Genomic DNA, 23,519 nt, shown 5'->3' with positions numbered 1-23,519 from the left:
GTGAGCAGGGAGCGAATTTCAACGGATGGACAGTCACAAACCTTGGTTGCGTGCTGAAATTGCGCAGTGGTTGCGCGATGGCCTCATCGACGACCAACAGGCAGCGCAGCTATACGCTCGCTATCCGCTAGCGCCTCAGCAGGCGCCGCGGGCGTGGGGTAAGCTGATCTTTGCAGCAATTGGCGCGGTAGTGTTTGGCTTGGGCGTGATTTTGCTGTTCGCCTATAACTGGGAGGCCATGCACCGCTATACCAAACTGTCTGCGGTTGCCGGCGGCTTTGCCATCAGTCATCTGCTGGCATGGTGGTGGCGCCAAGACCCTCGTCTGGCAGAGGTGTTTCACTTGTTGGGCACCATGCTGTTTGGCGGCGCATTGTGGCTGATCGCTCAGATTTACCACGTCGACGTAAACTACCCTGAGGGCTTTATGCTGTGGTCTGCTGCCGCGGTGGCAATGGCTTGGGTATTGTCCTCTACGGCGCACGGAATACTTGCCTGCCTATTGATTTGTGGCTGGACGGCGATGCAAGTGTTTGCCTTTGAGCGGCCACACCTGCCGGGCACGGCAGCCCTGTTGCTGGGGCTGTTGCCGCTGGCTTGGCGGCAGCGCTCTACATTGCTGTTGCGTGCGGTGTTGGTTTTGCTACCCGTTAGCCTGTTGTTCAATAGTTGGATTTTCGACAGCGATATCGTCCTGTTACACGCGGTATTCATTGCCGCGATCTACTTATGGGCAGAGCGTTTGGCGCCGGTACTTCAATGGCGAGAGAGCGTTCCCGCGCTGCATCAGACAGGCCTGTTGTTGTGGTGGGCTTGCCTGTTACTGCTGAGCATTCAAGATGTCAGCTGGGCCTTTTCGGTCGGCCATCGCAGCGGCGATGCGCTGTTGGGGCTCGCCCCGGCGCAGTTGATCAGCGCCAGCATGCTACTGGTGATTGTGGTCTTTGCGGGGCTTTGCTTTGGCCGTTCGTCGCTGCGCCCGCGCAGCGGGCCACAATGGCTTGAGTTGGCGTGCCTGGCGTTGCCGCTGCTGGTGCTGTGCGCGAGCTATAGTGTTTACCCAATGCCGGTGGCGGTGCAGTTCTCGGCCAATATCGCCTTGCTGGCATATGCCCTATTGTTTATCTATCGCGGCAGCGAATACCTGATGAAAGGCAGCCTGTCGGCAGGTGGCGCGCTGTTAACGCTATTACTGCTGCTGCGTTTCAACGACTTGTTTTACAGCTTGCTCGCCAGGGCTTCGCTCTTTTTACTGCTCGGCACCCTGCTTATTTTGGCTGGGCTACGATTCTCCCGCCAGCAAGAGCGTCAGAAGTTGGGGGTGAGCCATGCGCGCTAGTTGGTTAGGCATTGCGATTCTCGCGCAATTCGCGCTGTTGGCGTGGCAGACCTATGGCTGGGAAAACCTTTTGCAAAACGGCAAGGGCGTCTTTCTTCGCAGCATGCCGGTCGACCCGCGCGACCCGATGCGCGGCGATTATCTGCGCTTGAATTACGCCGCGAATAATGTACCCAGTCATCTGTATCGCGGGCCTGCGCCCTTGTCTAGCCTGAAGCGCGGCGACAGTGTTTACACGGCCTTGGAATCGGTGGGCGGCGTGGCGGCGGTAACATCGGTAAATAGCGCGCCGCCGTCGTCAGGCCTGTTCATCAAGGGACGTCTGACGTGGTCGCCGCAGGGTGAAAGACTCGGTATAGCCTATGGCCTGGGGCAGCTTTATCGTCAGCAAGGCCGCGCTCTGGAGATGGAGCTAATGCAAGGCGGCGAGGAGGGTGTGCCTCGCAGTCTTGATATTGAACTAGCTGTCGACGACCGCGGCCGAGCACTAATTCGCGGGTATCGCTGGGCCGACTTGGGCATGGCCGTTACGGTGGTTAATGGCGATACGCCGTTGCTAGAGGTACGTATTCGCAACTACGCAGACGACACCGCGTATATCTCCAGTGACGCTCAGCACTGTGCTTTTGATATTGTGTATAGCGACCCCCAGCCGCAGTCATTAGCGTTTGCCCCCTCACTTTGCTACGCCTTGGAAGTGTCGTCGCGACAGGCAATTGCGGCGGGAGAAGAGGCTCTGCTTCGCATTGATTTGTCGGCTGAGCGCTGGACCGTGTTGGGGAATGACGGAGTGGCACGGCCGCTCTGGCACCAGAGGCAGCTGCCGAGTCTGCGCCTGGTATACCAAGCGCGGCATCGCGATGCTGACGTCGGGCAGGCGCAGCTTTGGTCGCAGCCGTTTAACTTGCCGCGCTCATCTGGCTCCGGGCAGGAATAAAAAAAGCGCCCTAAGGCGCTTTTTTTACATCAACAGTAGTGAGGTGATTATGCCATCTGTGTGTTGAGCATTTGCAGGCGCTTGCGCTGCATCTTTAACGTGTATTCCAACTCTTTAAATCGGCTGCGCAATGTTGCGTGCTCCCAGGCCTCCGCCAGATTGTGCTGAAGCTGTTCCTTGTGCTCAGTAAGGTTTTGCTGCAGCGCTGATTTTTGCGCGGCAAGTGAGGCGCGCTTGGCATCCATCCACTGCTGGCTAACGGCATTCCAATCGGCCAGTGTCTTGCGGAATTGCTGATATTCCTGCTCGAGAAATTCGCGCAGGTGGGGGGCATCGGCAGTGCGATTAAGCAGGGCCTGCTCGGTGCGCTTGAACTGCATAGTCAGCACGGCGCGCTGAATTTTAAAGTCGGGTACTTTTCTCAGGTCCCAGGTCAGGCCCACCCACGACGCCGACTTGATCAGCCACTTTGTGGGGTCGTACTGCCACCAGCGAATGCCATTGCGGTAATCGTTTTGAAAAATGTGGTGGTAGTTGTGGTAGCCCTCGCCGTAGGTAAAGAGCGCCAGCAGGTCATTGTCGCGGGCGGTGTTTTCATCGGTGTAGGGGCGTCGGCCCCAGTAGTGGGCCAGGGAGTTGATGAAGAAGGTAGTGTGATGGCTAACCACCAGGCGCAGTACGCCGGCCAGCAGGATGTGCTCGAGCATATTGCCTGTGATAACGCCCAACGCCAGTGCTGGCAGGAAGTTCATAATGATCACCAGCGCCAGATAGTTACGGTGCTGCCACATGACAATTTTGTCGCGCTGCAAATCGCGGGCATTGGAGAAATCTTCTGCGCTGGCGGGGTAGTCGCGCAGCATCCAGCCGATATGCGAGAACCACAGGCCGCGCTTGGCCGAGTAGGGGTCGTGCTCTACATCGTCAACATGGCGATGGTGGCGGCGGTGGCCGCTCGCCCAGATAAGAATGCTGTTTTGTGTGGCGGCAGCGCCAAATAGCGCGAAGAACAGCTTCAGGCTCCAGTGGGCTTTGTAAGCGTTGTGCGCCCACAGACGGTGATAGCCAGCGGTAATAGACATGCCGTTCGCGCCCAATACCAATACAAAGCCGATCCAGCCCGCTGCCGTGAAGCCGTGAGTCAGGCCATACCAGGGCACGCCGATCGCAGCGATCAGGAATGTCACGCTGAATAAAATGGTTTGCAGCCAGAGCAGGGGCGGTTTGCTATCGTTCTGCTGTGTCTGGGAGATTTCTTCAGGCATGCGGTCACCGTTAAACGAAAGTAAAGACAAAAGGGCACGGGCGTTTTTTTCAGCGGATCAGTGTACCCAATGCCAGGAAGCAATGACAGTTACAAACAGATGACATTGGGTCATTCTAGGCTATAGTCTGGCGAGAGCCTGTTTAGTGCCAATACGGGCTTTACTCAATGAATACTGTGGATAATGCAGGCGCGAAGGGAGAGGTTGTGACAGTTACAGTCGGGATTGTTGGGGCGGGCAGTATCGGTTGTTACGTCGGTGGTGCGCTGCAGATGGGCGGCGCAGAGGTTCACCTGTTAGCGCGCCCGCGCATGGTGGATGAGTTGAAGGAACACGGATTAACGATTAGCGACTTCAGAGGCCTGCATCATCATTGCCCCCCACAGAGCTTGCATGTGCATACCGATGTGGCGGCGATGGCGGGATTGGACTGTTTGATTGTGACGGTGAAGTCGGCGGATACCGATACCGTGGCCGCGCAGCTGGCACCCCACGTGGGCGCCGATACGGTGGTGATTAGCCTGCAAAATGGCATCGATAATGCGCCGCGCTTGTCAGCGGCTCTGCCCCAGTGCTGCGTATTGCCCGGCATGATCGCGTTTAATGTGCTCCAGCGCGGGCAGGGAGTCTTTCACGCGGGAACCGATGGCGCAATTATGGTTGAGTGCAGCGCGCGTATTGGCCATATTGATACGCTGTTTGCCGCCAGTGCCACCCCCTTTGAGTGGCATAGCGATATGCGCTCGGTGCAGTGGTCAAAGCTGTTGCTTAACCTCAATAACCCGATTAATGCGCTGTCGGGCTTGCCACTAAAAGAAGAGTTGTCTCAGCGGCATTACCGGCGCTGTTTGGCGCGCTTGCAGCGCGAGGCGCTGGCCGCAATTCGCCAGGCAGATATTCCTCTGCAACGCCTGACGGCGGTGCCGCCGCGCTGGCTGCCACGCGTTTTGGATACCCCCGATTGGCTGTTTACCAAAATTGCCCAGCCGATGCTGGCGATGGACCCGCTGGCTCGCTCGTCAATGTGGGAAGATTTGGAGCGCGGGCGGCGCACAGAAATTGATTGGCTCAACGGTGAGGTTGTGAGGCTGGCGGCGCAGCAGGGCACGCAGGCGTCGGCCAATAGCCGGGTACTCGACTTGGTAAAAAAAGCAGAGCAGGGGGGGCGCCGAGACTATAGTGGTGAGGAATTGTGGGCTTTACTCAGCGATTAAGTTGTCGCCCCACCACTACTGCGCGCTGATTCGAGTCGGTTCGACCGGTGACGTTACGCGGCGTTGACCGCCAGGGTAGCTCACTACCATGCGCCCACCCATAATGCGGTAGGTAAACTGCTCTCGCCATTCGCCGCGGTCATCGGCAAATAGAATCTTGCCATTTTCCGCCTTCCAGCGGTGACTGTCGGCGTGGCTGCAAGGGTCTTGGTAGCTGGAGGCGCGTCGGCTATCTATCATTCTCGTCGCCTCACAGGCGGTGCCGTCGGCGCGAAAGTGAATGCTCCACTGCTCGCCCATATAGGGGTTGTCGATGCTGCCGCCGAGCTTCGTATCACTGCTCCAGGTACCAATAAGCGCGTCGTCCACGGCGGCCAGTTGGTCATTGGCCGACAGGGTATAGCGCTCGCCGTCCAGCGTGAGTGCCACACTGTCCTGGCCAATGCGGGTTAGGCTGAAGGGTTTTTCTTCTGCCATCGCGCTGGCGCGCAGCGGTTTATAGCTGCCGGTAATGACCGTGCCGTTTACGCTGCCCAGCAGGATATAGCGGTTTAGCGCATCGCCCATCTGCAGCTTGGCGCTGATCATCGACGGGAAACTACGCCCCGAATCGATGTGGAGCATCCAGGTTTGTCCGTCAACGTCTGAACTATAGCGCTCCCGAAAGCCCTCCGTGCTCGCCGACGCACACAGCGGCAAGAGCAACAGGCTCAGCAGTCCAAGGTGAGTTAGCACCGCGGGAATTGTCCGTTTCATTTGTCCCCCTAATAATTATTAAACGTCGGGGCAATTCGCATGGCACACTTTATAGCATTTGCGCCACAAAGCCGAGCCCCATTTTGGGGCGGCAATGTGTTGTGCGATCAGAGTGGTGTGCGGTCAGAGCTCGGGCTTACCGGATAACCAGTCACAAATTTTTTGTGGCTCGGAGGAAAAATACCAGTGTACAAAACTGGCGATAGTGCGTTTTTCACGCAAGATCAATTCGCCTTTGCGACCGTCTGAATAGGCGCTGCGCGGCAGCTCGTCGGCATTGCTGGGCTCGTCGACAATGCTGGCGTAATGAAAGCTGTGGCCGCGCAAACGGGTACCGGGCAGAGACTGATAGCCTAAACCAGCCAACCGTTCATTCACCTTGGCGCGCAGTGGAAATATCCCGCACAGTGGCGCGCAGCGCTCGTCGTGGCTGAGACTCTCGAGCAAATAGAGCATGCCGCCGCACTCGGCCATACAGGGTTTGTCAGCCTCAATGTGCTGGCGAATGGCGCTGATCATGGCGTGGTTGTTGGCTAGGGTCTCCAGGTGTAGCTCGGGGTAGCCGCCGGGCAGGTAGAGGGCGTCGCAGTCGGGTAACTGGGTATCTGAGAGGGGCGAAAAATAGTGAACCGTGGCGCCCTCGCGCTGCAGAAAATCCATGTTGGCGTGGTAGATAAAGCTAAATACCGCGTCTTTGGCCACCGCGATGCGCATACCTTGCAGTCGCGGGCCCTCGTGCTGAACCTCCGGTTGAGTCAGGCTGTCTTCTTCAATGCGCAGTTTTCCCCAGGGCAGTGATTGCGCGATCTCCGTCAACTGCTCCGCCATTGCTGCGGCGGCATGTTGAGCAGCGCTGCGATCTTCCGCGCCGATGCCCAGATGGCGCTCGTGGACGGCCAGCGCTTTGTCGCGTTTGATACTGCCGAGCATCGTCAGCGGCGGGCGTACGCTTTCTGCCAGAAGTGAGGCGTGGCGGTCGCTGCCTACTTTGTTGGCGATTACCGCCGCAACGTTTACATCGGGATCGTAATTTGCCAGCCCGTACATCAGGGCGCCAAAGGTCTGCGCCATGGCGCTGGCATCGGCGACGATACACACCGGAATTCGGTAATCCCGCGCCAAGCGTGCGACGCTGTGTTCACCATCAAACAGGCCCATTACGCCTTCGATAATTATGTCGTCCACTTCGTTTTGAGCGCGGCAAAGTTCTGCGGCAATCTCTCTTTCGCCGAGCATCCAGTAGTCCAGCTGGCGCACTTCAAGTCCGGTGGCGGCCTCGATAAATTGCGGGTCCAGGTAGTCTGGCCCCATTTTATAGACGCGGATACGCCGGTTACCGCCGCCAAGTGCTTTGGCTAGCCCTGCGGTGACAAGGGTTTTCCCGTGGCCGCTGCCCGGGGATGCAAGGATAATAATTCTGCTCATTGCGCGTTACTCAACGTTCAGCGCGCCAGGCGCTGGAAAATTTAACGCCGCACTGTAGCAGAAATGTGTGAAGGAATGTCGAGTGTGGAAGCGCTAACGCATTAGCATAAGGGCGAGCCAGGGGCTTAGGTTAAAAAAGATATAGAACACTTTAAATAGCATTAACCCCTGTGCGTACAGCAGTTGCAAGCGCGCAGCAGGGATGTTCAATACGCGACTTTGCAGGCGCAAAATCGCGGTGGGACATTGCAGTGCCAAGGCACTGCTAATCAGTAGTAGGCCGCCATTGATCAAGCAACAGTAGTAGAGGATGGCTTCTAACTGAAGTAGCGTCATGGCGGCCTCCCTTGCTTAAAGCGCCAGCTTGCCGGTCAACAGGTCTTTTGCCATGACCCAGTCGCCAATAAAGCTATACAGCGGGTGCTGAAAGGTGGCCGGTTTGTTTTTTTCAAAGAAGAAATGTCCCACCCAGGCAAAGCCGTAGCCGACAACAGGTAGCAGCCACAGCAAGGCATATTGCGCGGTGCTCACGCTAAATGCCAGCAGTGCCAGTACTAACAGGCTGCCGATCAAGTGCAGGCGTCGGCAAGTGCGATTTTCGTGCTCCGCCAAGTAGTAGGGATAGAACTCTGCAAAGCTGCTGAAATGGCGTTTTTCACTGGTATTTTCCATGCGGTCCTCCTCAGGCGTCATAGCCGGGGTTTTGGCGATTCAAGCGGCGCAGCAATCCCGGCCAAGCCAGGTCGCCGAACAGGCCTTTGGTAACGATGCGCGCGGCTTCTTTAACGCCATCGACAATCTCTGGCTGCACCGGCGTTAGCTCGCGGCTGCCAGCCAAGGCGCGTACTTGGATCATACAAGTTGCTTCGAAGATGTACATGGCTAAAAACGCATCGGCGGGTGTCATGCCCACGGTGAGTAGCCCGTGATTGCGCAGCATTAAAAAGGTGTTGTCGGAGAGGTCAGCGACAAGGCGCGGCTTTTCTTCCTCGTTTAAGGCGATACCCTCGTAGTCGTGGTAGCCCAATGACGCCAGTACCAGGGTTGCTTGCTGGGAAATGGGCAGCACACCTTCAGCTTGGGCAGAGACGGCGACGCCGTTGATGGAGTGGGTATGCATCACGCAGTGGGCGTCGTCGCGGGCGGCGTGAACGGCGCTGTGAATGGTGAAGCCAGCGGGATTGACGGGATAGGGCGACTCCATGACTTTCTCGCCATTCTGGTCGACTTTCACCAACGAGGACGCGGTGACCTCCTCGAACATCATGCCGTAGGGGTTGATCAAAAAGTGGTTGTCGGCACCCGGCACGCGGGCGGAAATATGGGTGAAAACCAGGTCGTCCCAACCGAATAATGCGACCAGACGGTAGGCGGCGGCAAGGTCGACACGCAATTGCCACTCTTCGGCGGACACCTGTGATTTAATCTCTGCTGTCATGGTTGAGCTCCTGTTTACTATTATGATTCAGTCTCAGTTTGCCCGACGAGGTGGCATGGCAACTGTCACGAAATTGACAATTGGCCAATTATTCTCATTAGCCTGAGTGTAGCGGAGGAAGGGTGGTCGACAAGCGCGATATTCTGCGGGGTAACCCGATAATGGTCGGTTTGCCTGCGGAGTTGGTGGAAATCCTGCTGTCGCAGTGCAAGATCCGGCGGCTGAAGGATGGCGAGTTTCTGTACGAGCAGGGCGAAGCCGGCGAGGCGATGTACGGCGTTCTGGAAGGGCGAATCCGCCTGAGTAATAGCAGCCCCGATGGCCGAGAATTGCTGGTGATGTTGGCGGAGCGCGGCGATTGGATTGGCGAAGTATCGTTATTTGATGGCGAGCCGCGCAGCCAGGATGCCTATGCCCTGGGCGATACGCAGGTGCTGGTGGTAGCCAGGCATCAGCTCGATACGCTGCTGGACGCCCAGCCGAGGTTGTACCGTTATTTTCTTCTTATGCTGTGCCGAAAATTGCGCCTTGCTCTGTCCTATGTCGAGTCTGCGGCGCTGTACTCTCTGTCGTCCCGGTTGGCGCAGCGACTGTTGGACCTGCAGCAGTACTACGGCAGCGAGGAGGGGGACGATATCAATATGCACCTGCCTCAGGAAGACTTAGCGAAAATGCTGGCGGTGTCTCGTCAGGCGGTGAGCCGGGAATTGAAGCGCCTGGAGAAGGCCGGATTGATTGCCCTGTCTTACGGTAAGCTGCGAGTGCTTGATCGCGAGGGCCTGCGCGCTGAGGCGCAGGCGGAGAGCGCGGGGCAATAATTGCCCCGCAGAGGTTTTTAGAAGCTGTAGACCAGGGTCACTGCCGTTTGCTTGTCCATGTGCACGTTGCTGTTGGGCACGACTTCGTTGTATTCCATGGTGTAGCTGATTTTTAAACCGAAGCCGCCGATAATCTTGGTCTTCAACGCGGTAACGGATTTGCTCACCGTGTTTTTGTCGCCGCTTTCTACTGACAGGCTTTGCTCGAATGTCGCGGTTTCGGACACTTTGGCTTTCAGGTCGGTAGACAGGCGCAAGATGGCTTCTTCCGTTTTACCGTCGCCCTCGGCACTGCCGGTGTCGAATTCGCTAATACGGAAACCCGGGCCGACTTCAGCGTCCCAGACCACGCGGTCATTTTTCAACAGACGGCGACCGTAGCCACCGGCGATAGTGGCTTGATACACGTAGCCGCTAAAGCGATCTTTGTCGACCGACACGTAACCGAAGCTGTAATTGAAGTCACTGATATCGTAAGACAGGCGGTCGGAGATAAAGTACTGCTCTTCCGAACGTACACCTTCTACTTCGCTGTTTTGGGCGTTGGCTTTTACCACATTGGTCCACAGGCCGCTTTTGCGGCTGGCTGTGCCTTTTGCCAGCAGGCTGGTTTCGTTGCTGTTGCCATCGGTTTGATAGTAACCAAACTCAACATCCCCTTCCCATGTTGGCGTTTCATCTGCCTGGGCAGCATTTGCGCAGAGAAGGCTCAATACTATGCTTACGGGAACTCTCATCGATTTTCCTTGTGTCTACCGTGCGGGAATTTAGCGTGTGCATGGTAATCAGACCTGCGTTCAGGTCAACTAAAAAGGGCAGCTAATGCTGCCCTTTCTCTGGTATTCCTACCGTTTGCCTCAGTCTTCCTTGTGAAAGTGAACATCCATTTGCGGGTAGGGAATACCGATACCGGCTTCGTCGAAAGCGAGTTTAATTTTTTCGGTGAGATCCCAGTATGTTGGCCAGTAGTCCTCGGTTTTTACCCAGGGGCGACAGATCAGGTCAACTGAGGATGCCCCAAGGGCAGCAACCGCGATGCGCGGAGCGGGGTCTTTCAGTACGCGTTCATCGGCGTTGACCAGCCGCTCCAGCGTTTCCTTCGCAAGTTTAATGTCGGCGTCATAGGAAATACCCACCAGCAGATCGACACGGCGACGGGGCTTCACACTGTAGTTGGTGATTGCACCGGACATGACCTGAGAGTTGGGGATCACGATGCGCTTGTTATCACCGGTCACCAAAATCGTCGAAAACAAGCTTATGTCTTCCACGGTGCCAGAGCAGCCACCGGCATCGACCCAGTCGCCCACCCGGCAGGGGCGGAAAGCGATTAATAATACCCCCGCGGCAAAGTTTGCCAGCGAGCCCTGCAGGGCTAAGCCCACGGCCAAGCCGGCGGCACCCAGAGCGGCGATCACCGATGCGGTTTGTATGCCAGCGTGCGCCAGAGCAGGAATCAGGGCGACAGCAAAGATGATAAAAAATACTAATTTGCTGATGAAGGCATTCAAGGTTGGGTCGAAATTGCGCTTCTCTAATCCGGATCGTGTGAAGCCAGAGAACAGTTTCGCCATCCAGTAGCCGACCAATACAATCGCCAGCGCGCCCGCCGCGCGAATGCCCATATCGATTGCCTCGGGGCCGTACTGTTCCAATAACGCTTGTGGATCCATGCAAACCTCGTTGTGAATAGAATTAAACGCTGATTATAGACACGATGTGCTCCCCGCCATCAAGTGGGGGAAGCCGCTACGTATTCTAGTGAATATTGGATCAGTGGCTGCTAAAAAGGCCAGGTGGTCGATTCCGCGCCACCGTCAACTTCAATGATCTTTCCTGTTACCCAGCGTGCCGCTGGCGACGCCAGGTAAACGGCAGCGGCAGCAATATCCCGAGGCTCGCCCAGGCACTGCATTGGCGTCAGCGCCGACATTTTTTCGCGGGTATTCTCGTCGAGAAATTGTTTCAGCGCGTCGGTCATTATGGTGCCAGGGGAAATGCCGTTTACCCTGATTTTCGGCGCGAAATCGGCGGCCAATAAGCGCGTGAGTTGCGTCAATGCCGCTTTCGCTGTGCCGTAGCTGCTAAAGCCCTTTTGAGCGTAGCGCGCCGATGCCGACGTGATATTGATGATATTGCCGCGGCTTTTTTCAAGCGCGGGCTGGGCGAGCCGGCAGAGGTTAAATGCACTGGTGACGTTGAAGTCGAAATCACGATTAAAGGTTTTGGCGTCGGTTTTCAGCGGGTCGTTCGGCCAGGCGCCGCCGGCATTGTTCACAAGGATATCCAGGCGGCCAAACTCATTAACGGCGGTGTTTACAAGCGCTTGTAATTGCTCTTCCTGCGCAACATCGCATACCTGAGCAAGGGCGTTGCCGCCAGCGGCTTTGCAGCTTGCCACGGTCTTTTCCAAATCCTCCAGTGTGCGCGCAGCGCAAATAACGGTCGCCCCGGCCTGTGCAAAGTGTTCGGCAATGCCGCGGCCAATACCCCGGCCTGCGCCAGTCACAATGGCCACTTGTCCTGAAAGAGAAAATAGTGCGTCGAGAGACATCTGAAGTTCCTATTATTGTTGGCCTTAGCGGCGAAATTTATGCACAGCATTACTGTTCTTCGGTGGATGGGCAATGCGCTGGCAAAACGCGGCAGGCCGCGGTTTGTATTTTTGGACTTGAATTTACAAATGATAATCATTATCGTTTGTAGGTATTGCCAGATTTGCTTTAGTCCAGGAGATAATGATGAGCATACGATTTCTATGTGAGAGCCACCGCCAGCAGTTGCAGCGCAGCGAGGCGGTGGCCAGCCAGCGTTGGGAAGAGTGGATGGAAGCCGGCAGAGAAGCCTACGCGCAGCGAGACTGGGTGCCGGCGCTGCGGTATTTGGGGTGCTGTTTTGAGCTGAGTGAATTGATGTTGTCGGGCGAGCGCGAGTTGGCGCTTGAGGACGTCGATCGGCATATGCTGTCGGGCCATTACCTGTCGGAGTGTTTTGCTCGCTGTGGCGATCCCTCGCTGCAGCAACACTGTTTACTTGCGGTCCATCATCGTCTGCTGCAAGCCTTGCGCAACGGTTTAGGGCGGCGTCTACCGCTGTACAAAAATGTTGAGATCTCTCTACAAATGCTTGAACGCTTTTACCGTGAAGGGGGGCGTATGGATGAGCTGGCTCACTGTCAGCGGGAGAGTCGTCGGCTACTGCGCAGCTGTTACCACTAGCTAGGCGTGACGTTCGGCTCTTGCTATGCTGTAAGCCTGAAATATAGGAGTACGGTCATGGACCCAAAACATGTTCACGAGCAGCTTAACCGCCTGCAAAGTGAGATTGATGATTTACCGGTAGAGAGCGGCGAACGGGCTAAATTGCACGCGCTGGTTGAAGATATCGACCGCGAGCTGGGCAGCGGCCCTGAGTTAGTGCTGGAAGACACTGGCCTGCAAGAGCGCCTTGATGAAATGGTGTCGAGCTTTGAGGTTGACCACCCAACGATCTCAGGCTTACTAAAAGATATTATGGTTAAGCTCGCCAGCATTGGCGTGTAAGCGTTTTGCTTAAATCCGGGGTGTGCCAGCTCGCCTGGCAATGCCCCGCTGTTACTTCTTAAGCGTTATTATCCCCCGCCACGATCTCTTCGCCACCATCTCGTTGTCATTTCCTTGCTCCCTGAATTTTCCGGCTTCGTTCCCGCTGGTATTCCTGCGCCCGCTGCGCTAGCTTGATCGATTCTGCTAAAAGCAATAACAAACGAGGTTGATATGTCTCTGCCTGACTCTTTGGCATCCCGCCTGCGCTTGCCCGTTGTGGCGGCGCCGATGTTTCTCGCTTCGGGCCCCGAGCTGGTGATCGAAACCTGTAAGGCCGGGGTTGTGGGCTCATTCCCGGCGCTGAACCAACGCAGCAGCGAAGGCTTAGAGGCTTGGCTTATAGAAATTCAGTCAGCACTTGCCGATTTCGAGCGCAGCTCGGGGCGCGAGGCGGCGCCCTTTGCAGTGAATCTAATTGTGCACGGCAGTAATCCGCGGCTGGAGGCTGATTTGGCGCTTTGCGTGAAGTACCAAGTGCCGATTGTCATTACGTCACTGGGGGCCGCCGCGCAAGTGATTGACGCGGTTCACAGTTATGGCGGTTTGGTGTTTCACGATGTGATTAACGCTCGTCACGCGCGCAAAGCGGCGGCGGCCGGTGTCGACGGCTTGATCGCCGTTGCGGCGGGCGCCGGCGGCCACGCAGGCAGTACGAGCCCGTTTGCGCTGGTGGCTGAAATCCGCCAGTTCTTCGATAAGACGCTACTGCTTGCGGGCGCCATGTCGTCGGGCTCGGATGTCGCGGCGGCTCAGATGATGGGCGCGGATCTCGCTTACATGGGCACCCGTTTTATTTGCACTCAGGAGTGTCAGGTCGACAGTGATTACAAGCAAATGGTGATGGACTGCCGCGCGGAAGATATCGTCTATACGCCGAATATTTCCGGTGTGAACGCGAACTTTATGCGCCCCAGTATCGTCGCAGCCGGGCTGGACCCCGATAACCTGGCCCCCAAAAAAGACATCGACTTCGGTGCGGAGTTGACGGTGGATGGTGACCAGCAGCGCGCAGAAAAGGCCAGCGGAGCCTGGAAGGCTATTTGGTCCGCCGGGCAGGGGGCGGGCAGTATCGATAACTGCCCCCGTGTTGCCGAACTTGTCGATCGCTTGGCCGAGGAATATCTGCAGGCGCAGCAGCGCGGCAACCACGCTTTCCAGATGTTTAAAACGCAATGAGGACAGGTCAGTGTCAGATAATCATTACAGTATTGATCCAAGGGCGGCTGAATTAGCTGAGTTGCTGGCGCGTATCCCCAGCGACGAGCCGATTATTATGCTTAATTTACTGCGTTTTAACGATCGCGCGCAGTATGCCGACGGCGACCGAGGGCTTACCGGCCGGGAGGCTTATCAAGGCTACAGCGAATTAGTGGTGCCGTTTCTCAGTGCCGTCGACGGACAAGCCCAGTGGTTGGCGGCGGCCCATGCGCCGCTCATAGCGCCACCCGGTGAGGACTGGCACAAGGTAATGCTAGTGCGTTACCCCAGCATTGGGCACTTCGTAACGATGCTGCGCAACCCGGACTATCAGGCAATCACCGAGCACCGCACAGCCGCGCTTATGGATTCGCGTCTTATTGCCTGTACAGAAGACAAATAAACACTCATACCAGCCTCAAAAAATAATAAGGATGGCGGCATGAACTCTCAGCACTATCGCAGCGATGGGCGCGCCTATTACGCCCTATTTATTTTAACCATTGTTTATAGCTTCAACTTTATTGATCGCCAGCTGCTGGCGATTTTGCAGGAGTCGATCAAGGCTGAATTACTGCTGAGTGATACCCAGCTGGGGCTGTTAACGGGCTTTGCCTTTGCGCTGTTCTATGTCACCGCAGGCATTCCTATTGCCCGCTGGGCCGATGCGGGAAACCGCAGAAACATTGTCGCCCTGGCGGTGTTTATCTGGAGCTTTATGACGGCCATCAGTGGCTTAGTCCAGAATTACCTGCAGTTGTTACTGGCGCGAATTGGTGTTGGCGTCGGCGAAGCCGGTGGCAGTCCGCCATCGCATTCGATGATTTCGGATATGTTCCCGGCCGAGCGCCGCGCTTCGGCGCTGGGTTTCTATTCCACGGGCGTCAGCATTGGCATCCTGTTCGGTTTTTTAATGGGCGGCTGGCTGAATGAATTTTTTGGCTGGCGGGTAGCATTTTTCGTCGTGGGCGTGCCGGGTGTTCTGCTGGCACTGGTGGTGCGCTACACCCTGCGCGAACCGCGTCGCGGTTTGTCTGAGAATCGCGATGACAACCCCGAACCCGTTGCCGTTAAAGAAGTGGTGGCGCTGCTGTGGTCGCGGCGCAGTTTTCGGCATATGGCCTGGGCGGGTGCCCTGAGCGCCTTTGCCGGTTATTCGGTCGCCAATTGGTCGGCGTCTTTTATTATCCGCAGTTACGGCATGAGCACCGGGGAGCTGGGTACGTGGCTGGCGCTCATTATTGGTATTGGTGGTGCGGTCGGGGTGTTCGGTGGCGGTTTGCTGGCCGATAAACTCGCCGCTAAAGACACGCGTTGGTACGTGTTGTTGCCGGCGTTGGCCGGTGTGATTTCACTGCCTTTTGCCGCCGGGGTTTACTTGGTCGACAATGTCTATGCCTCGCTGTTGTTAATGATTATTCCCGCCATACAGTCCAATGTGTTTTTAGGAAATACGCTCGCGGTTAGCCATTCACTTGTTGGCTTGCGTATGCGGGCGATGGCCTCGGCCATCCTGTTTTTTATCTTCAATTTGGTGGGCTTGGGTGCCGGGCCCTGGTCTGTCGGGCTGCTCAGTGACCTATTGGCACCGCAATTTGGCGATGAGTCGCTGCGCTATGCCATGCTGGCACTGGTGCCATTGATGGTGAGTTTATCGGCGTTGCACTTTTATCTGAGCAGCCGCCACCTGAAGCGCGACCTCGCAGCCGCCCCGCCGTGAGTCTGGCCGGTACCGTCATCGTCGGCATTCACGTACACTTTGCGAGCATGTATTTGAAGACGTGGCGATGAATACGATCGACCCCAATTGGACCGTTAACAGCACCAGTATTCGCAGTATTGCCCAGGCGATTGCCGCACTGGGTGGCGACAGTGAAGCGTTGCTGAGATCGGTCGGTATCCTGCCGGAAGCCCTCAGTGACGCCGAGGCTCGACACCCTGTGTCGGCGATGCATCGCTTGTATGAGCTTGCCGCTCAACACTGCGGCGAAGATATTGGCCTCTACACCGGCCGTGTGGACTATATCAGTCGTCTGAATATGCAGCTCTACACCTGTGGCGTGTGCGAAACCTTTCGCGACTACTTGAACCTGATGCCCAGCGTGCTGCATTTTGCCGGTGATATCGGCGAGGTTCGCATTCGCCGCGAAGATGAACGCCTGCGCTTGGATTGGCTGCCCCTGTGGGAGGCATCGGCTCGCTGGCGGTATCAAAGTGACTGTTTGCTGACCACCTCTGCAGCTATTGTGCGCTCGCTGTGTGTGCGGCCAATTCCCGTGTTGCGCGCCCACTTTAGTTACCCAAAGCCCGCTAATACCGACTTGCTGGAAAGCATTTTTGGCTGCGACCTGCATTTTTCCCAGCCGCGTAGTTCTCTGTATTTCGATGCGGCGAGCCTCGACTATCGCCTTGTTCAGTTGGACTCGGAATGGAGTATGTCGATCCGGCAATCTACCCAGCATTTATTCGGCGAAGGTGAGCCTGATCCGGTATTGCGCTCGCTACGCAACACCTTGATAAAAATGCTGCCGGCAGGTGGAGTGACTATCGATAAAACAGCCGCCGCGCAGAATATATCCCGGCGCACTTTGCAGCGGCGACTGGCCGACAGCGGGACCCAGTTTGGCCAAGTGCTGCAAGAGCTGCGCAGTGAATTGGCATTGCAGTATCTCAGTGATGAGCGCTTGAGTATTACCGATATCGCGCTGCTGCTGGGTTATGCCGACCACGGCAGTTTTTCCAGCGCCTTCAAAGCGTGGTTCGGCAAGTCGCCGCGAGAACATCGCCGTAAATAACGCCTTCTGGCACCAAATATCTCCTAGTCTGGCACCAAATCCTAAGCGCGCCCCAACAGAGCTTATAGACTGAGTAGGCTAATAATGACTAACTCAGGAGTTCGCATGTCACTGGATTTTGACGGCGCCCGTCTACACAACCCCTACCTCAATGCCGAGCACGAAGCATGGCGAGTGCAACTGCGTAAATTTGTCGACGCTGAAATCAGCCCGTTTCTCGACGACTGGGAAGAGGCGGGAAAAATTCCCGATGAATTGTGGGCCAAAGCGGCGGATATCGGTTTGCTCCAGCTCGGCTACCCCGAGGCCTATGGCGGCATTTCCGAGGGTATTGACCAATGGCATATCAATATTGCCAACGAAGAGATCACCCGAGCGGGCAGCGCCGGGGGCTTGATCAGTAATTTGCTGGTGCACGGCATTGGCTTACCACCCGTGACGAACTGCGGCAGTGATGCGCTGAAAGAAATGGTTGCACCGCGCGTGTTAGCCGGTGAAAAGCGAATTTCACTGGGAATTACCGAGCCTTCCGGCGGCTCGGATGTTGCCAACATCCAAACGACGGCCAAGCGTGATGGCGACCACTACATTGTGAATGGTAGTAAAACCTTTATCTCCGGAGTCATGGGAGCGGATTGGGTGAGTACCGCTGTACGCACGGGTGGCGAAGGCGCTGGCGGTGTTTCGATGCTGCTGATTCCCACCGACCTGCCCGGCGTTTCGCGCACCCCCCTGGACCGCAAGCAGGGGTGGTGGTGTGCCGATACCGGCACCATTTATTTTGACGATGTTCGCGTGCCCGCCGAGTATTTGATCGGGGAAGAAGGGCACGGCTTTCTCGTCATCATGAGTAACTTCAACCCAGAGCGACTAAGCCTGATTGTCACCATGGAAGCGGCCGCTCGCGCCTGCCTAGAAGATGCCGTGGAGTGGGCGCGCAATCGCAAGACCTTCGGCAAACGCCTGGCTGACCACCAAGTGATTCGCCACAAGATTGCTGCGATGAAGCAGCGCATCAATGCGACCCAGTGCTACCTCAATTATTTAACCCAAGCCTATATAGAAGGGCGCTGCGACCCGGGTGACCTGGCAATGGCCAAGGTTCAAGCGAGCGAGACCATGGAGTTTTGCGCCCGTGAAGCCAGCCAAATTTTAGGCGGGGCCTGCTACTTGCGCGGCAACCGCGTTGAACGCTTTTACCGTGAAGTGAGAGTGAACGCGATCGGCGGCGGTTCCGAAGAAATCATGCGTGAGCTGGCGTCGCGTCAATACCGTTTGTAAGGAGTTGTTATGAGCAGTGAAAAACCCACGCTGTGGCACTGTTACCCGTCCCGTTCATTGCGGCCATTGTGGGCGATGGAAGAAATGGGTATCGACTACGAGCTGGTAAATCTTGCCTTTCCGCCGCGCATGTTCCAGCGCGAATACCTTGAGACTAACCCCCTGGGGACGGTGCCTTTTTTCCGAGACGGCGACGTGGAGATGACCGAGTCCTCCGGTATTTGTCTCTATCTCGTTGAACAATACCAGCGCTTTGATTTCGGTCTGCGCGTTAGCGACCCCGGCTACGGCGATTACCTGAACTGGCTGTTTCACAGTGATGCGACCCTGACCTTCCCGCAGACCATTGTCCTGCGGTATTCGCAACTGGAACCGCCGGAGCGCCGCCTGCCCCAGGCAGTTGAAGACTACAGCAAGTGGTACCTGGCGCGATTAAAGCGCGTGAATAGCCATTTGCTCGACCGTGAATACCTGTGCGACGACCGCTTCACCATTGCCGATATCGCGGTTGGCTACGCGCTGTATTTGGGCAAGGGACTGGGGCTGGATACGTTCTACGAGCCCCAGGTTAAGGCTTACCTCGAGCGCCTGATGGCGCGCCCGGCGTTTCAACGCGCCGAGCCGATGGGCGCCGGGCCAAACAGTTTCGTCCCCACTCCCTATCCCTTTGAAGGCTGTTTTAAATAATTTTGCGTAGTTGGAGCGTTTTATGATTTTGACAGAAGAGCATCAAAAGTTGCGCGATACCGTGGCGCAGTTTGTCGACAAAGAAATAAACCCCCACGCCGATGCCTGGGAAGCGGAGGGGATTTTCCCCGCCCATGAATTGTTTAAAAAAATGGGCGACCTGGGCCTGCTGGGCATTTCGAAACCGGTGGAATACGGCGGCCTCGGTCTGGATTACAGCTACCAAACGGTATTTTCAGAGGAGCTGGGCAGGATTACGACCGGCGGTGTATCGATGGGCATCGGCGTACAAACTGATATGGCAACGCCGGCGCTGGCAAAGTTCGGCAGCGATGAACTGCGTCGCGAATTTCTCACGCCTGCGATAAGCGGGGACGCGGTGTTCTCCATTGCGGTGAGTGAACCCCATGCCGGTTCCGATGTGGCGGCGATTAAAACCACCGCCCGCAAAGACGGCGACGACTACATTATCAATGGCAGCAAAATGTGGATCACCAATTCCACTCAGGCGGATTATCTCTGTCTGCTGGCCAATACCAGCGAAGGTAAAGCGCACAGCAATAAATCGCTGATTGTGGTGCCGACTAACACGCCGGGGGTGTCCTTTTCGGAGCGCTTGAACAAGCTGGGTATGCGCTCATCGGATACCGCGCAGGTGTTCTTTGACGATGTTCGCGTACCCCAGCGCAATCGCATTGGTGAAGAGGGGCAGGGCTTTATCTACCAGATGCTGCAATTCCAGGAAGAGCGCCTGTATGCCGCTGCGGGACAACTCAAGGCCATGGAAGCCTGCATCAACCAAACCATTGACTATGCCCGCGAGCGCGAAATATTTGGTGAGCCACTTCTTAATAATCAAGTGGTTCACTTTCGCATGGCAGAGTTGCAGTCCGAGGTCGAAGCGCTGCGTGCGCTGACCTATAGCGCGGTGGAGGAATACATCCACGGAAGCGATGTAACCATGAAGGCGTCCATGGCCAAGCTCAAAGCGGGTCGCCTAGCCAGAGAAGTGACCGACGCCTGCTTACAGTATTGGGGCGGCATGGGCTTTATGTGGGACAACCCCATCTCTCGCGCCTACCGCGATACGCGGCTCACCTCCATTGGTGGCGGCGCAGACGAGGTGATGCTGGGCATTATCTGTAAATTGATGGGCACCCATCCGGGCCGCAGAAAGTAGTGGGCTAAAAGGACGAGTTTATGGCGATATTAGAGTCTCACATCGATCGACACAGCGATGCTTTTCAGCGCAATGCCAAGGTTATGGGCGCGGCCGTTGATGAGTTTCGAGACATCGAGCAACGAGTGATTGCCGCGGCCGAGAAAAAAGTACCGCGTTATCGCGAGCGCGGCCTTATGCCGCCGCGCGAGCGTTTAAGTGCCCTGCTTGATGTTGGCACCCCCTTTCTCGAACTATCGACCCTCTGCGGCTATATGCAGGAAGAGGATCGCGATGGCAGTGCCGCCGGCGGAAGCTGCATTACCGGTATCGGTTATGTGGCGGGCGTTCGCTGCATGATTATGGTCGATGATTATCTCACTAAGGGCGGCAGCATTACGCCACTGGGCAGTGTCAAGCGACAGCGGATGATGCGTATCGCGATCGAGAACAAGCTTCCGGTGCTCACCCTGGCGCAAAGTGGCGGCGGTAACCTAAAGCTGCTCGGTGACTTTTTCGGGCCGTCTGGTGCCGGCTTTGCCGTGCAGGCAAAACTGTCGGCGATGGGCATTCCGCAAATTACTGTGGTGCACGGCAGTGCTACCGCTGGCGGTGCTTATCAACCCGGCTTGTCAGACTACGTCATTATGATACGTCGTCAGTCCACCGTATATCTCGCCGGCCCAGCACTGCTTAAAGCGGCAACCGGCGAAGAGGCCAGCGACGAAGAGATTGGCGGCGCGGAGATGCACGCGGAAGTCGCCGGTACCGCGGACTATCTCGCCGAAAACGACGCCGATGGTATTCGCATTGCCCGGGAAGTTGCGGGCAAGCTCGACTGGGACAAACGCTTGCAGGCCAGTGCGGAAGTGGCCTATGCCGAGCCGCATTTTGATGCCGAGGAACTGCTCGGTATTGTGCCCGAAGACCCCAAAACGCCCTACGACGTGCGGGAAATTATTGCGCGCATTGCCGACGATTCAGACTTCCTGGAATTCAAAAGTGCTTTCGATGTTGGCACGGTCTGCGGTCATATGGCGATTCAAGGTATTGCCTGTGCAGTGATTGGCAATAACGGCCCGATTACTGCCAAGGGGGCGGCGAAGGCCGGGCAATTTATTCAGCTTTGCGAGCAGTCCCAGACGCCGATTGTTTTTCTCCATAACACCACCGGCTTTATTGTCGGCACCGAAGCGGAACAGGGCGGGATCATCAAACATGGCTCGAAACTGATTCAGGCGGTCACCAATGCCTCTGTGCCGAAAATCAGTATTGTTGTCGGTGGTTCCTACGGCGCGGGTAACTACGCGATGTGCGGCCGCGGTATGGAGCCACGCTTTATGTTCGCATGGCCTCGCAGTGTGGTTTCGGTGATGGGGCCCGCCCAGGCGGGCAGCGTGATGCGTCAGGTTGCTGAAGCGAAAATGCGTCGCGCCGGGCAGGTGAGTGAAGAGATGCTCGATGCGCTGGAGAAAGACACCGTGGATACCATGGCGGCGAAGTCGCACGCCCTGGCCAATACTGCACGCATGTGGGATGACGGAATTATCGACCCTCGCGATACACGCAGTGTGCTGGGTTTTGTACTCGATATTTGCCGCGACGCCGATGCCCGTCAGATCACGGCTAACACCTTCGGCATTGGCCGTTTGTAGGGGGTGAGTATGTTACCGGAATGCAAAGAATTGCTGCTGTCGCTGGACGGCGGCGTATTGTCGATCACCCTCAACCGACCCCATAAGCGCAACGCCATGAACAAAAGGCTTGTCGACGAAATGCGCGCGGTATTCGCCGCCATCGCCGACCACCGCAGCGTGCGCGCCGTGGTGTTGCGCGGCGCAGAGGGGAATTTTTGTGCGGGCGGCGATATTGCCGGCATGCACGACGGCGCGGTAGACGAAGCGGGCAAACCCTTGTCCCCGGATAAGGCAGCCTGGCAGTTTAACCGTAGCTTCGGTCACCTTATCACCGAGGTAAATAAGGCTCCCCAGGTCGTTATTACGATCTTGGAAGGTGCGGTGTTAGGCGGCGGTTTTGGTCTGGCCTGTGTCTCGGATATTGCGATTGCCAAAGCCGATGCCAAGTTTGCCATGCCGGAAACTGGCCTGGGCATTGTGCCCGCGCAGATTGCGCCTTTTGTGGTGATGCGGGTGGGGCTGACGCAGGCCCGGCGTTTGGCATTAACCGGGCAGCGCATCGACGGCGCTGAAGCGCAGCGCCTCGGCCTGGTGCATTTCTGTGCGGACAGCAACGACGACGTTGACGCGCAGTTAAACAACCAACTCTCTGCGTTGCGGCGCTGTGCACCGGCAGCAACTGCGCTTACCAAGTCGCTACTTCTTGATGTCGGCACTACCGCACTTGAACCGCTTTTAGACCACGCCTCAGATCTTTTTGCCCAATGCCTGAATGGGCCAGAGGGCAAAGAGGGGACGCAGGCATTTATCGAAAAGCGCAAACCCAGCTGGTATTCGGAACGGGGAACAGCATGACCGCATTGCAAAAAATACTGATCGCCAACCGCGGCGAAATTGCCGTGAGGGTAATACGCAGCGCTAAACAAATGGGCTATCGCACCGTCGCCGTATTTAGCGATGCCGACGACAATGCCCCCCATGTTCAGCTTGCTGATGAGGCCGTGAATATCGGTCCGGCGGCTGTGTCGGAGTCGTATTTGCGCGTGGACGCCATTATTGACGCCGCGACAAAAACGGCAGCAGATGCGATTCACCCAGGCTACGGTTTTCTCTCAGAAAATGCTGACTTTGCCCGCGCGTGTCAGGCTGCGGGTATCACTTTTATCGGTCCGTCCAGCGACGCGATTGAATTGATGGGCAGCAAACGCTTGTCGAAGTTGGCAATGATAGCCGCTGGCGTGCCCTGTGTGCCTGGGTATGAAGGCGACGATCAGAGCGATGAGCGCTTGGTGGCCGAAGCAGAGCGCATTGGTTTTCCAATTATGGTCAAGGCCTCGGCGGGCGGCGGCGGACGCGGTATGCGGCTGGTTGATCACGCGGCTGATTTGCCTGAGCAACTGCGCAGTGCCCGATCGGAGGCCTTGTCAGCCTTCGGCAGTGACGAGCTGATTCTGGAGAAGGCGGTACAGCAGCCGCGCCATGTCGAGATACAGGTCTTCGCTGACAGCCAGGGCAATGCCATTCATTTAGCCGAGCGCGACTGTTCGGTTCAGCGCCGCCATCAAAAGGTGGTGGAGGAAGCGCCATCGCCCTTTGTCGATGACGCTTTGCGCCAGCGCATGGGCGATGCCGCTGTTGCTGCGGCCAAAGCCTGCAATTACCGCGGTGCGGGTACGGTCGAGTTTTTGGTCGATGCTCAGGGCAGTTTCTATTTTTTAGAAATGAACACGCGCCTGCAGGTTGAGCACCCGGTGACGGAAATGGTTACCGGTGTTGACTTGGTGGAATGGCAGCTGCGTATTGCCGGTGGCGAGCCACTGCCGATGGCGCAATCCCAGCTCCGCCTCAATGGTCACGCGGTTGAAGTGCGTCTGTATGCCGAGGAGCCGCGTCAGCAGTTTATGCCGCAAACCGGCCGCATTGCCCGCTGGCAAGTGCCGCAGGGGCCAGATCGGAAGAGCACACGTCTGAACTCCAGTCACACTTG

Annotated in this window: 25 protein-coding genes; 16 read left to right on the top strand and 9 right to left on the bottom strand. The window is 56.7% G+C overall.

Annotated elements, in window-relative coordinates:
• The first annotated feature begins 25 nt into the window (after positions 1 to 25).
• The gene (locus ABNS66_RS07835) at positions 26 to 1,339 is read left to right on the top strand and encodes a DUF2157 domain-containing protein (protein WP_286837194.1); all 1,314 of its coding nucleotides are present in this window, start codon (positions 26 to 28) and stop codon (positions 1,337 to 1,339) included.
• Positions 1,329 to 2,276, top strand: a complete 948-nt coding sequence (locus tag ABNS66_RS07830) for a GDYXXLXY domain-containing protein (RefSeq protein ID WP_286837196.1) — start codon at positions 1,329 to 1,331, stop codon at positions 2,274 to 2,276. The genes ABNS66_RS07835 and ABNS66_RS07830 overlap by 11 nt, the downstream gene beginning before the upstream one ends.
• 47 nt (positions 2,277 to 2,323) lie before the next feature.
• On the opposite strand, the gene ABNS66_RS07825 is transcribed toward ABNS66_RS07830, so the two are convergent.
• Positions 2,324 to 3,541 carry a fatty acid desaturase gene (locus tag ABNS66_RS07825; RefSeq protein ID WP_286696110.1) on the bottom strand — a complete coding sequence of 406 codons (1,218 nt, stop codon included), beginning with the start codon at positions 3,539 to 3,541 and terminating at the stop codon, positions 2,324 to 2,326.
• A 206-nt stretch (positions 3,542 to 3,747) separates the two neighbouring features.
• Between ABNS66_RS07825 and ABNS66_RS07820 the strand changes: the two genes are divergently transcribed.
• Positions 3,748 to 4,755, top strand: a complete 1,008-nt coding sequence (locus tag ABNS66_RS07820) for a 2-dehydropantoate 2-reductase (protein ID WP_286837198.1) — start codon at positions 3,748 to 3,750, stop codon at positions 4,753 to 4,755.
• A 15-nt stretch (positions 4,756 to 4,770) separates the two neighbouring features.
• Here the strand turns inward: ABNS66_RS07820 and ABNS66_RS07815 are convergent, their stop codons facing one another.
• From ABNS66_RS07815 to ABNS66_RS07795, 5 genes are all read right to left on the bottom strand, one after another.
• A complete protein-coding gene (locus ABNS66_RS07815; protein ID WP_027874295.1) occupies positions 4,771 to 5,511 on the bottom strand; it encodes a hypothetical protein in 741 nt (246 codons plus the stop codon).
• Positions 5,512 to 5,634: 123 nt separating this feature from the next.
• Positions 5,635 to 6,936 (bottom strand): cobyrinate a,c-diamide synthase, encoded by a 1,302-nt coding sequence (locus tag ABNS66_RS07810; RefSeq protein WP_286837201.1) that lies wholly within the window; start codon positions 6,934 to 6,936, stop codon positions 5,635 to 5,637.
• Between the two features lie 93 nt (positions 6,937 to 7,029).
• Positions 7,030 to 7,272: a DUF6868 family protein gene (locus tag ABNS66_RS07805; protein WP_286837203.1), complete on the bottom strand. Its 243-nt coding sequence runs from the start codon at positions 7,270 to 7,272 to the stop codon at positions 7,030 to 7,032.
• A gap of 15 nt (positions 7,273 to 7,287) precedes the next feature.
• Entirely contained in the window at positions 7,288 to 7,608 is a 321-nt protein-coding gene (locus tag ABNS66_RS07800; RefSeq protein ID WP_027874298.1) for a DUF962 domain-containing protein, read from the bottom strand.
• Between the two features lie 10 nt (positions 7,609 to 7,618).
• Positions 7,619 to 8,374 carry a class II aldolase/adducin family protein gene (locus ABNS66_RS07795; RefSeq protein WP_204996712.1) on the bottom strand — a complete coding sequence of 252 codons (756 nt, stop codon included), beginning with the start codon at positions 8,372 to 8,374 and terminating at the stop codon, positions 7,619 to 7,621.
• A 122-nt stretch (positions 8,375 to 8,496) separates the two neighbouring features.
• Here ABNS66_RS07795 and ABNS66_RS07790 point away from each other — a divergent pair, with 122 nt between their 5' ends.
• Positions 8,497 to 9,192, top strand: coding sequence for a Crp/Fnr family transcriptional regulator (locus ABNS66_RS07790; RefSeq protein WP_051171211.1), 696 nt, complete (start codon positions 8,497 to 8,499; stop codon positions 9,190 to 9,192).
• Positions 9,193 to 9,209: 17 nt separating this feature from the next.
• Here the strand turns inward: ABNS66_RS07790 and ABNS66_RS07785 are convergent, their stop codons facing one another.
• The 3 genes from ABNS66_RS07785 to ABNS66_RS07775 all read right to left on the bottom strand — a co-directional run bounded on the left by ABNS66_RS07785 (position 9,210) and on the right by ABNS66_RS07775 (position 11,746).
• Positions 9,210 to 9,929, bottom strand: coding sequence for a DUF481 domain-containing protein (locus ABNS66_RS07785; RefSeq protein WP_286696106.1), 720 nt, complete (start codon positions 9,927 to 9,929; stop codon positions 9,210 to 9,212).
• Positions 9,930 to 10,049: 120 nt separating this feature from the next.
• Complete coding sequence (locus ABNS66_RS07780; protein ID WP_286837206.1) at positions 10,050 to 10,865, bottom strand: mechanosensitive ion channel domain-containing protein; 816 nt, start codon at positions 10,863 to 10,865, stop codon at positions 10,050 to 10,052.
• Between the two features lie 110 nt (positions 10,866 to 10,975).
• A complete protein-coding gene (locus tag ABNS66_RS07775) occupies positions 10,976 to 11,746 on the bottom strand; it encodes a glucose 1-dehydrogenase (protein WP_286837208.1) in 771 nt (256 codons plus the stop codon).
• Positions 11,747 to 11,933: 187 nt separating this feature from the next.
• Here ABNS66_RS07775 and ABNS66_RS07770 point away from each other — a divergent pair, with 187 nt between their 5' ends.
• From ABNS66_RS07770 to ABNS66_RS07715, 12 genes are all read left to right on the top strand, one after another.
• Positions 11,934 to 12,410 carry a hypothetical protein gene (locus ABNS66_RS07770; protein WP_204996716.1) on the top strand — a complete coding sequence of 159 codons (477 nt, stop codon included), beginning with the start codon at positions 11,934 to 11,936 and terminating at the stop codon, positions 12,408 to 12,410.
• Positions 12,411 to 12,467: 57 nt separating this feature from the next.
• On the top strand, positions 12,468 to 12,734 hold the full coding sequence (locus ABNS66_RS07765; protein WP_027874305.1) for a DUF4404 family protein: 267 nt from the start codon (positions 12,468 to 12,470) through the stop codon (positions 12,732 to 12,734).
• A 213-nt stretch (positions 12,735 to 12,947) separates the two neighbouring features.
• Entirely contained in the window at positions 12,948 to 13,952 is a 1,005-nt protein-coding gene (locus ABNS66_RS07760) for a nitronate monooxygenase family protein (protein WP_286837211.1), read from the top strand.
• A 10-nt stretch (positions 13,953 to 13,962) separates the two neighbouring features.
• Positions 13,963 to 14,376 carry a DUF1330 domain-containing protein gene (locus ABNS66_RS07755; protein ID WP_286837213.1) on the top strand — a complete coding sequence of 138 codons (414 nt, stop codon included), beginning with the start codon at positions 13,963 to 13,965 and terminating at the stop codon, positions 14,374 to 14,376.
• Positions 14,377 to 14,415: 39 nt separating this feature from the next.
• A complete protein-coding gene (locus ABNS66_RS07750; protein WP_286696101.1) occupies positions 14,416 to 15,693 on the top strand; it encodes an MFS transporter in 1,278 nt (425 codons plus the stop codon).
• A 67-nt stretch (positions 15,694 to 15,760) separates the two neighbouring features.
• Positions 15,761 to 16,768 carry an AraC family transcriptional regulator gene (locus ABNS66_RS07745; RefSeq protein WP_286696100.1) on the top strand — a complete coding sequence of 336 codons (1,008 nt, stop codon included), beginning with the start codon at positions 15,761 to 15,763 and terminating at the stop codon, positions 16,766 to 16,768.
• 105 nt (positions 16,769 to 16,873) lie between these two features.
• Entirely contained in the window at positions 16,874 to 18,049 is a 1,176-nt protein-coding gene (locus ABNS66_RS07740) for an acyl-CoA dehydrogenase family protein (RefSeq protein ID WP_204996721.1), read from the top strand.
• A 9-nt stretch (positions 18,050 to 18,058) separates the two neighbouring features.
• Complete coding sequence (locus ABNS66_RS07735; RefSeq protein ID WP_286837216.1) at positions 18,059 to 18,736, top strand: glutathione S-transferase family protein; 678 nt, start codon at positions 18,059 to 18,061, stop codon at positions 18,734 to 18,736.
• Positions 18,737 to 18,758: 22 nt separating this feature from the next.
• Positions 18,759 to 19,916, top strand: coding sequence for an acyl-CoA dehydrogenase family protein (locus tag ABNS66_RS07730; RefSeq protein WP_027874312.1), 1,158 nt, complete (start codon positions 18,759 to 18,761; stop codon positions 19,914 to 19,916).
• 20 nt (positions 19,917 to 19,936) lie between these two features.
• Entirely contained in the window at positions 19,937 to 21,550 is a 1,614-nt protein-coding gene (locus ABNS66_RS07725; protein ID WP_286837218.1) for an acyl-CoA carboxylase subunit beta, read from the top strand.
• A gap of 9 nt (positions 21,551 to 21,559) precedes the next feature.
• Positions 21,560 to 22,387: an enoyl-CoA hydratase-related protein gene (locus tag ABNS66_RS07720; protein ID WP_286837220.1), complete on the top strand. Its 828-nt coding sequence runs from the start codon at positions 21,560 to 21,562 to the stop codon at positions 22,385 to 22,387.
• On the top strand, positions 22,384 to 23,519 hold a 1,136-nt coding region (locus ABNS66_RS07715), incomplete at its 3' end, for a biotin carboxylase N-terminal domain-containing protein (RefSeq protein WP_348655298.1). The genes ABNS66_RS07720 and ABNS66_RS07715, both read left to right, overlap by 4 nt.

Origin of the sequence: uncultured Spongiibacter sp. (genome assembly GCF_964011655.1) — a bacterium.
Classification (GTDB): Bacteria; Pseudomonadota; Gammaproteobacteria; order Pseudomonadales; family Spongiibacteraceae; genus Spongiibacter; species Spongiibacter marinus.
The sequence above is the reverse complement of the archived record's forward strand: the minus strand, read 5'-3'. Positions and strand labels throughout refer to the sequence as shown.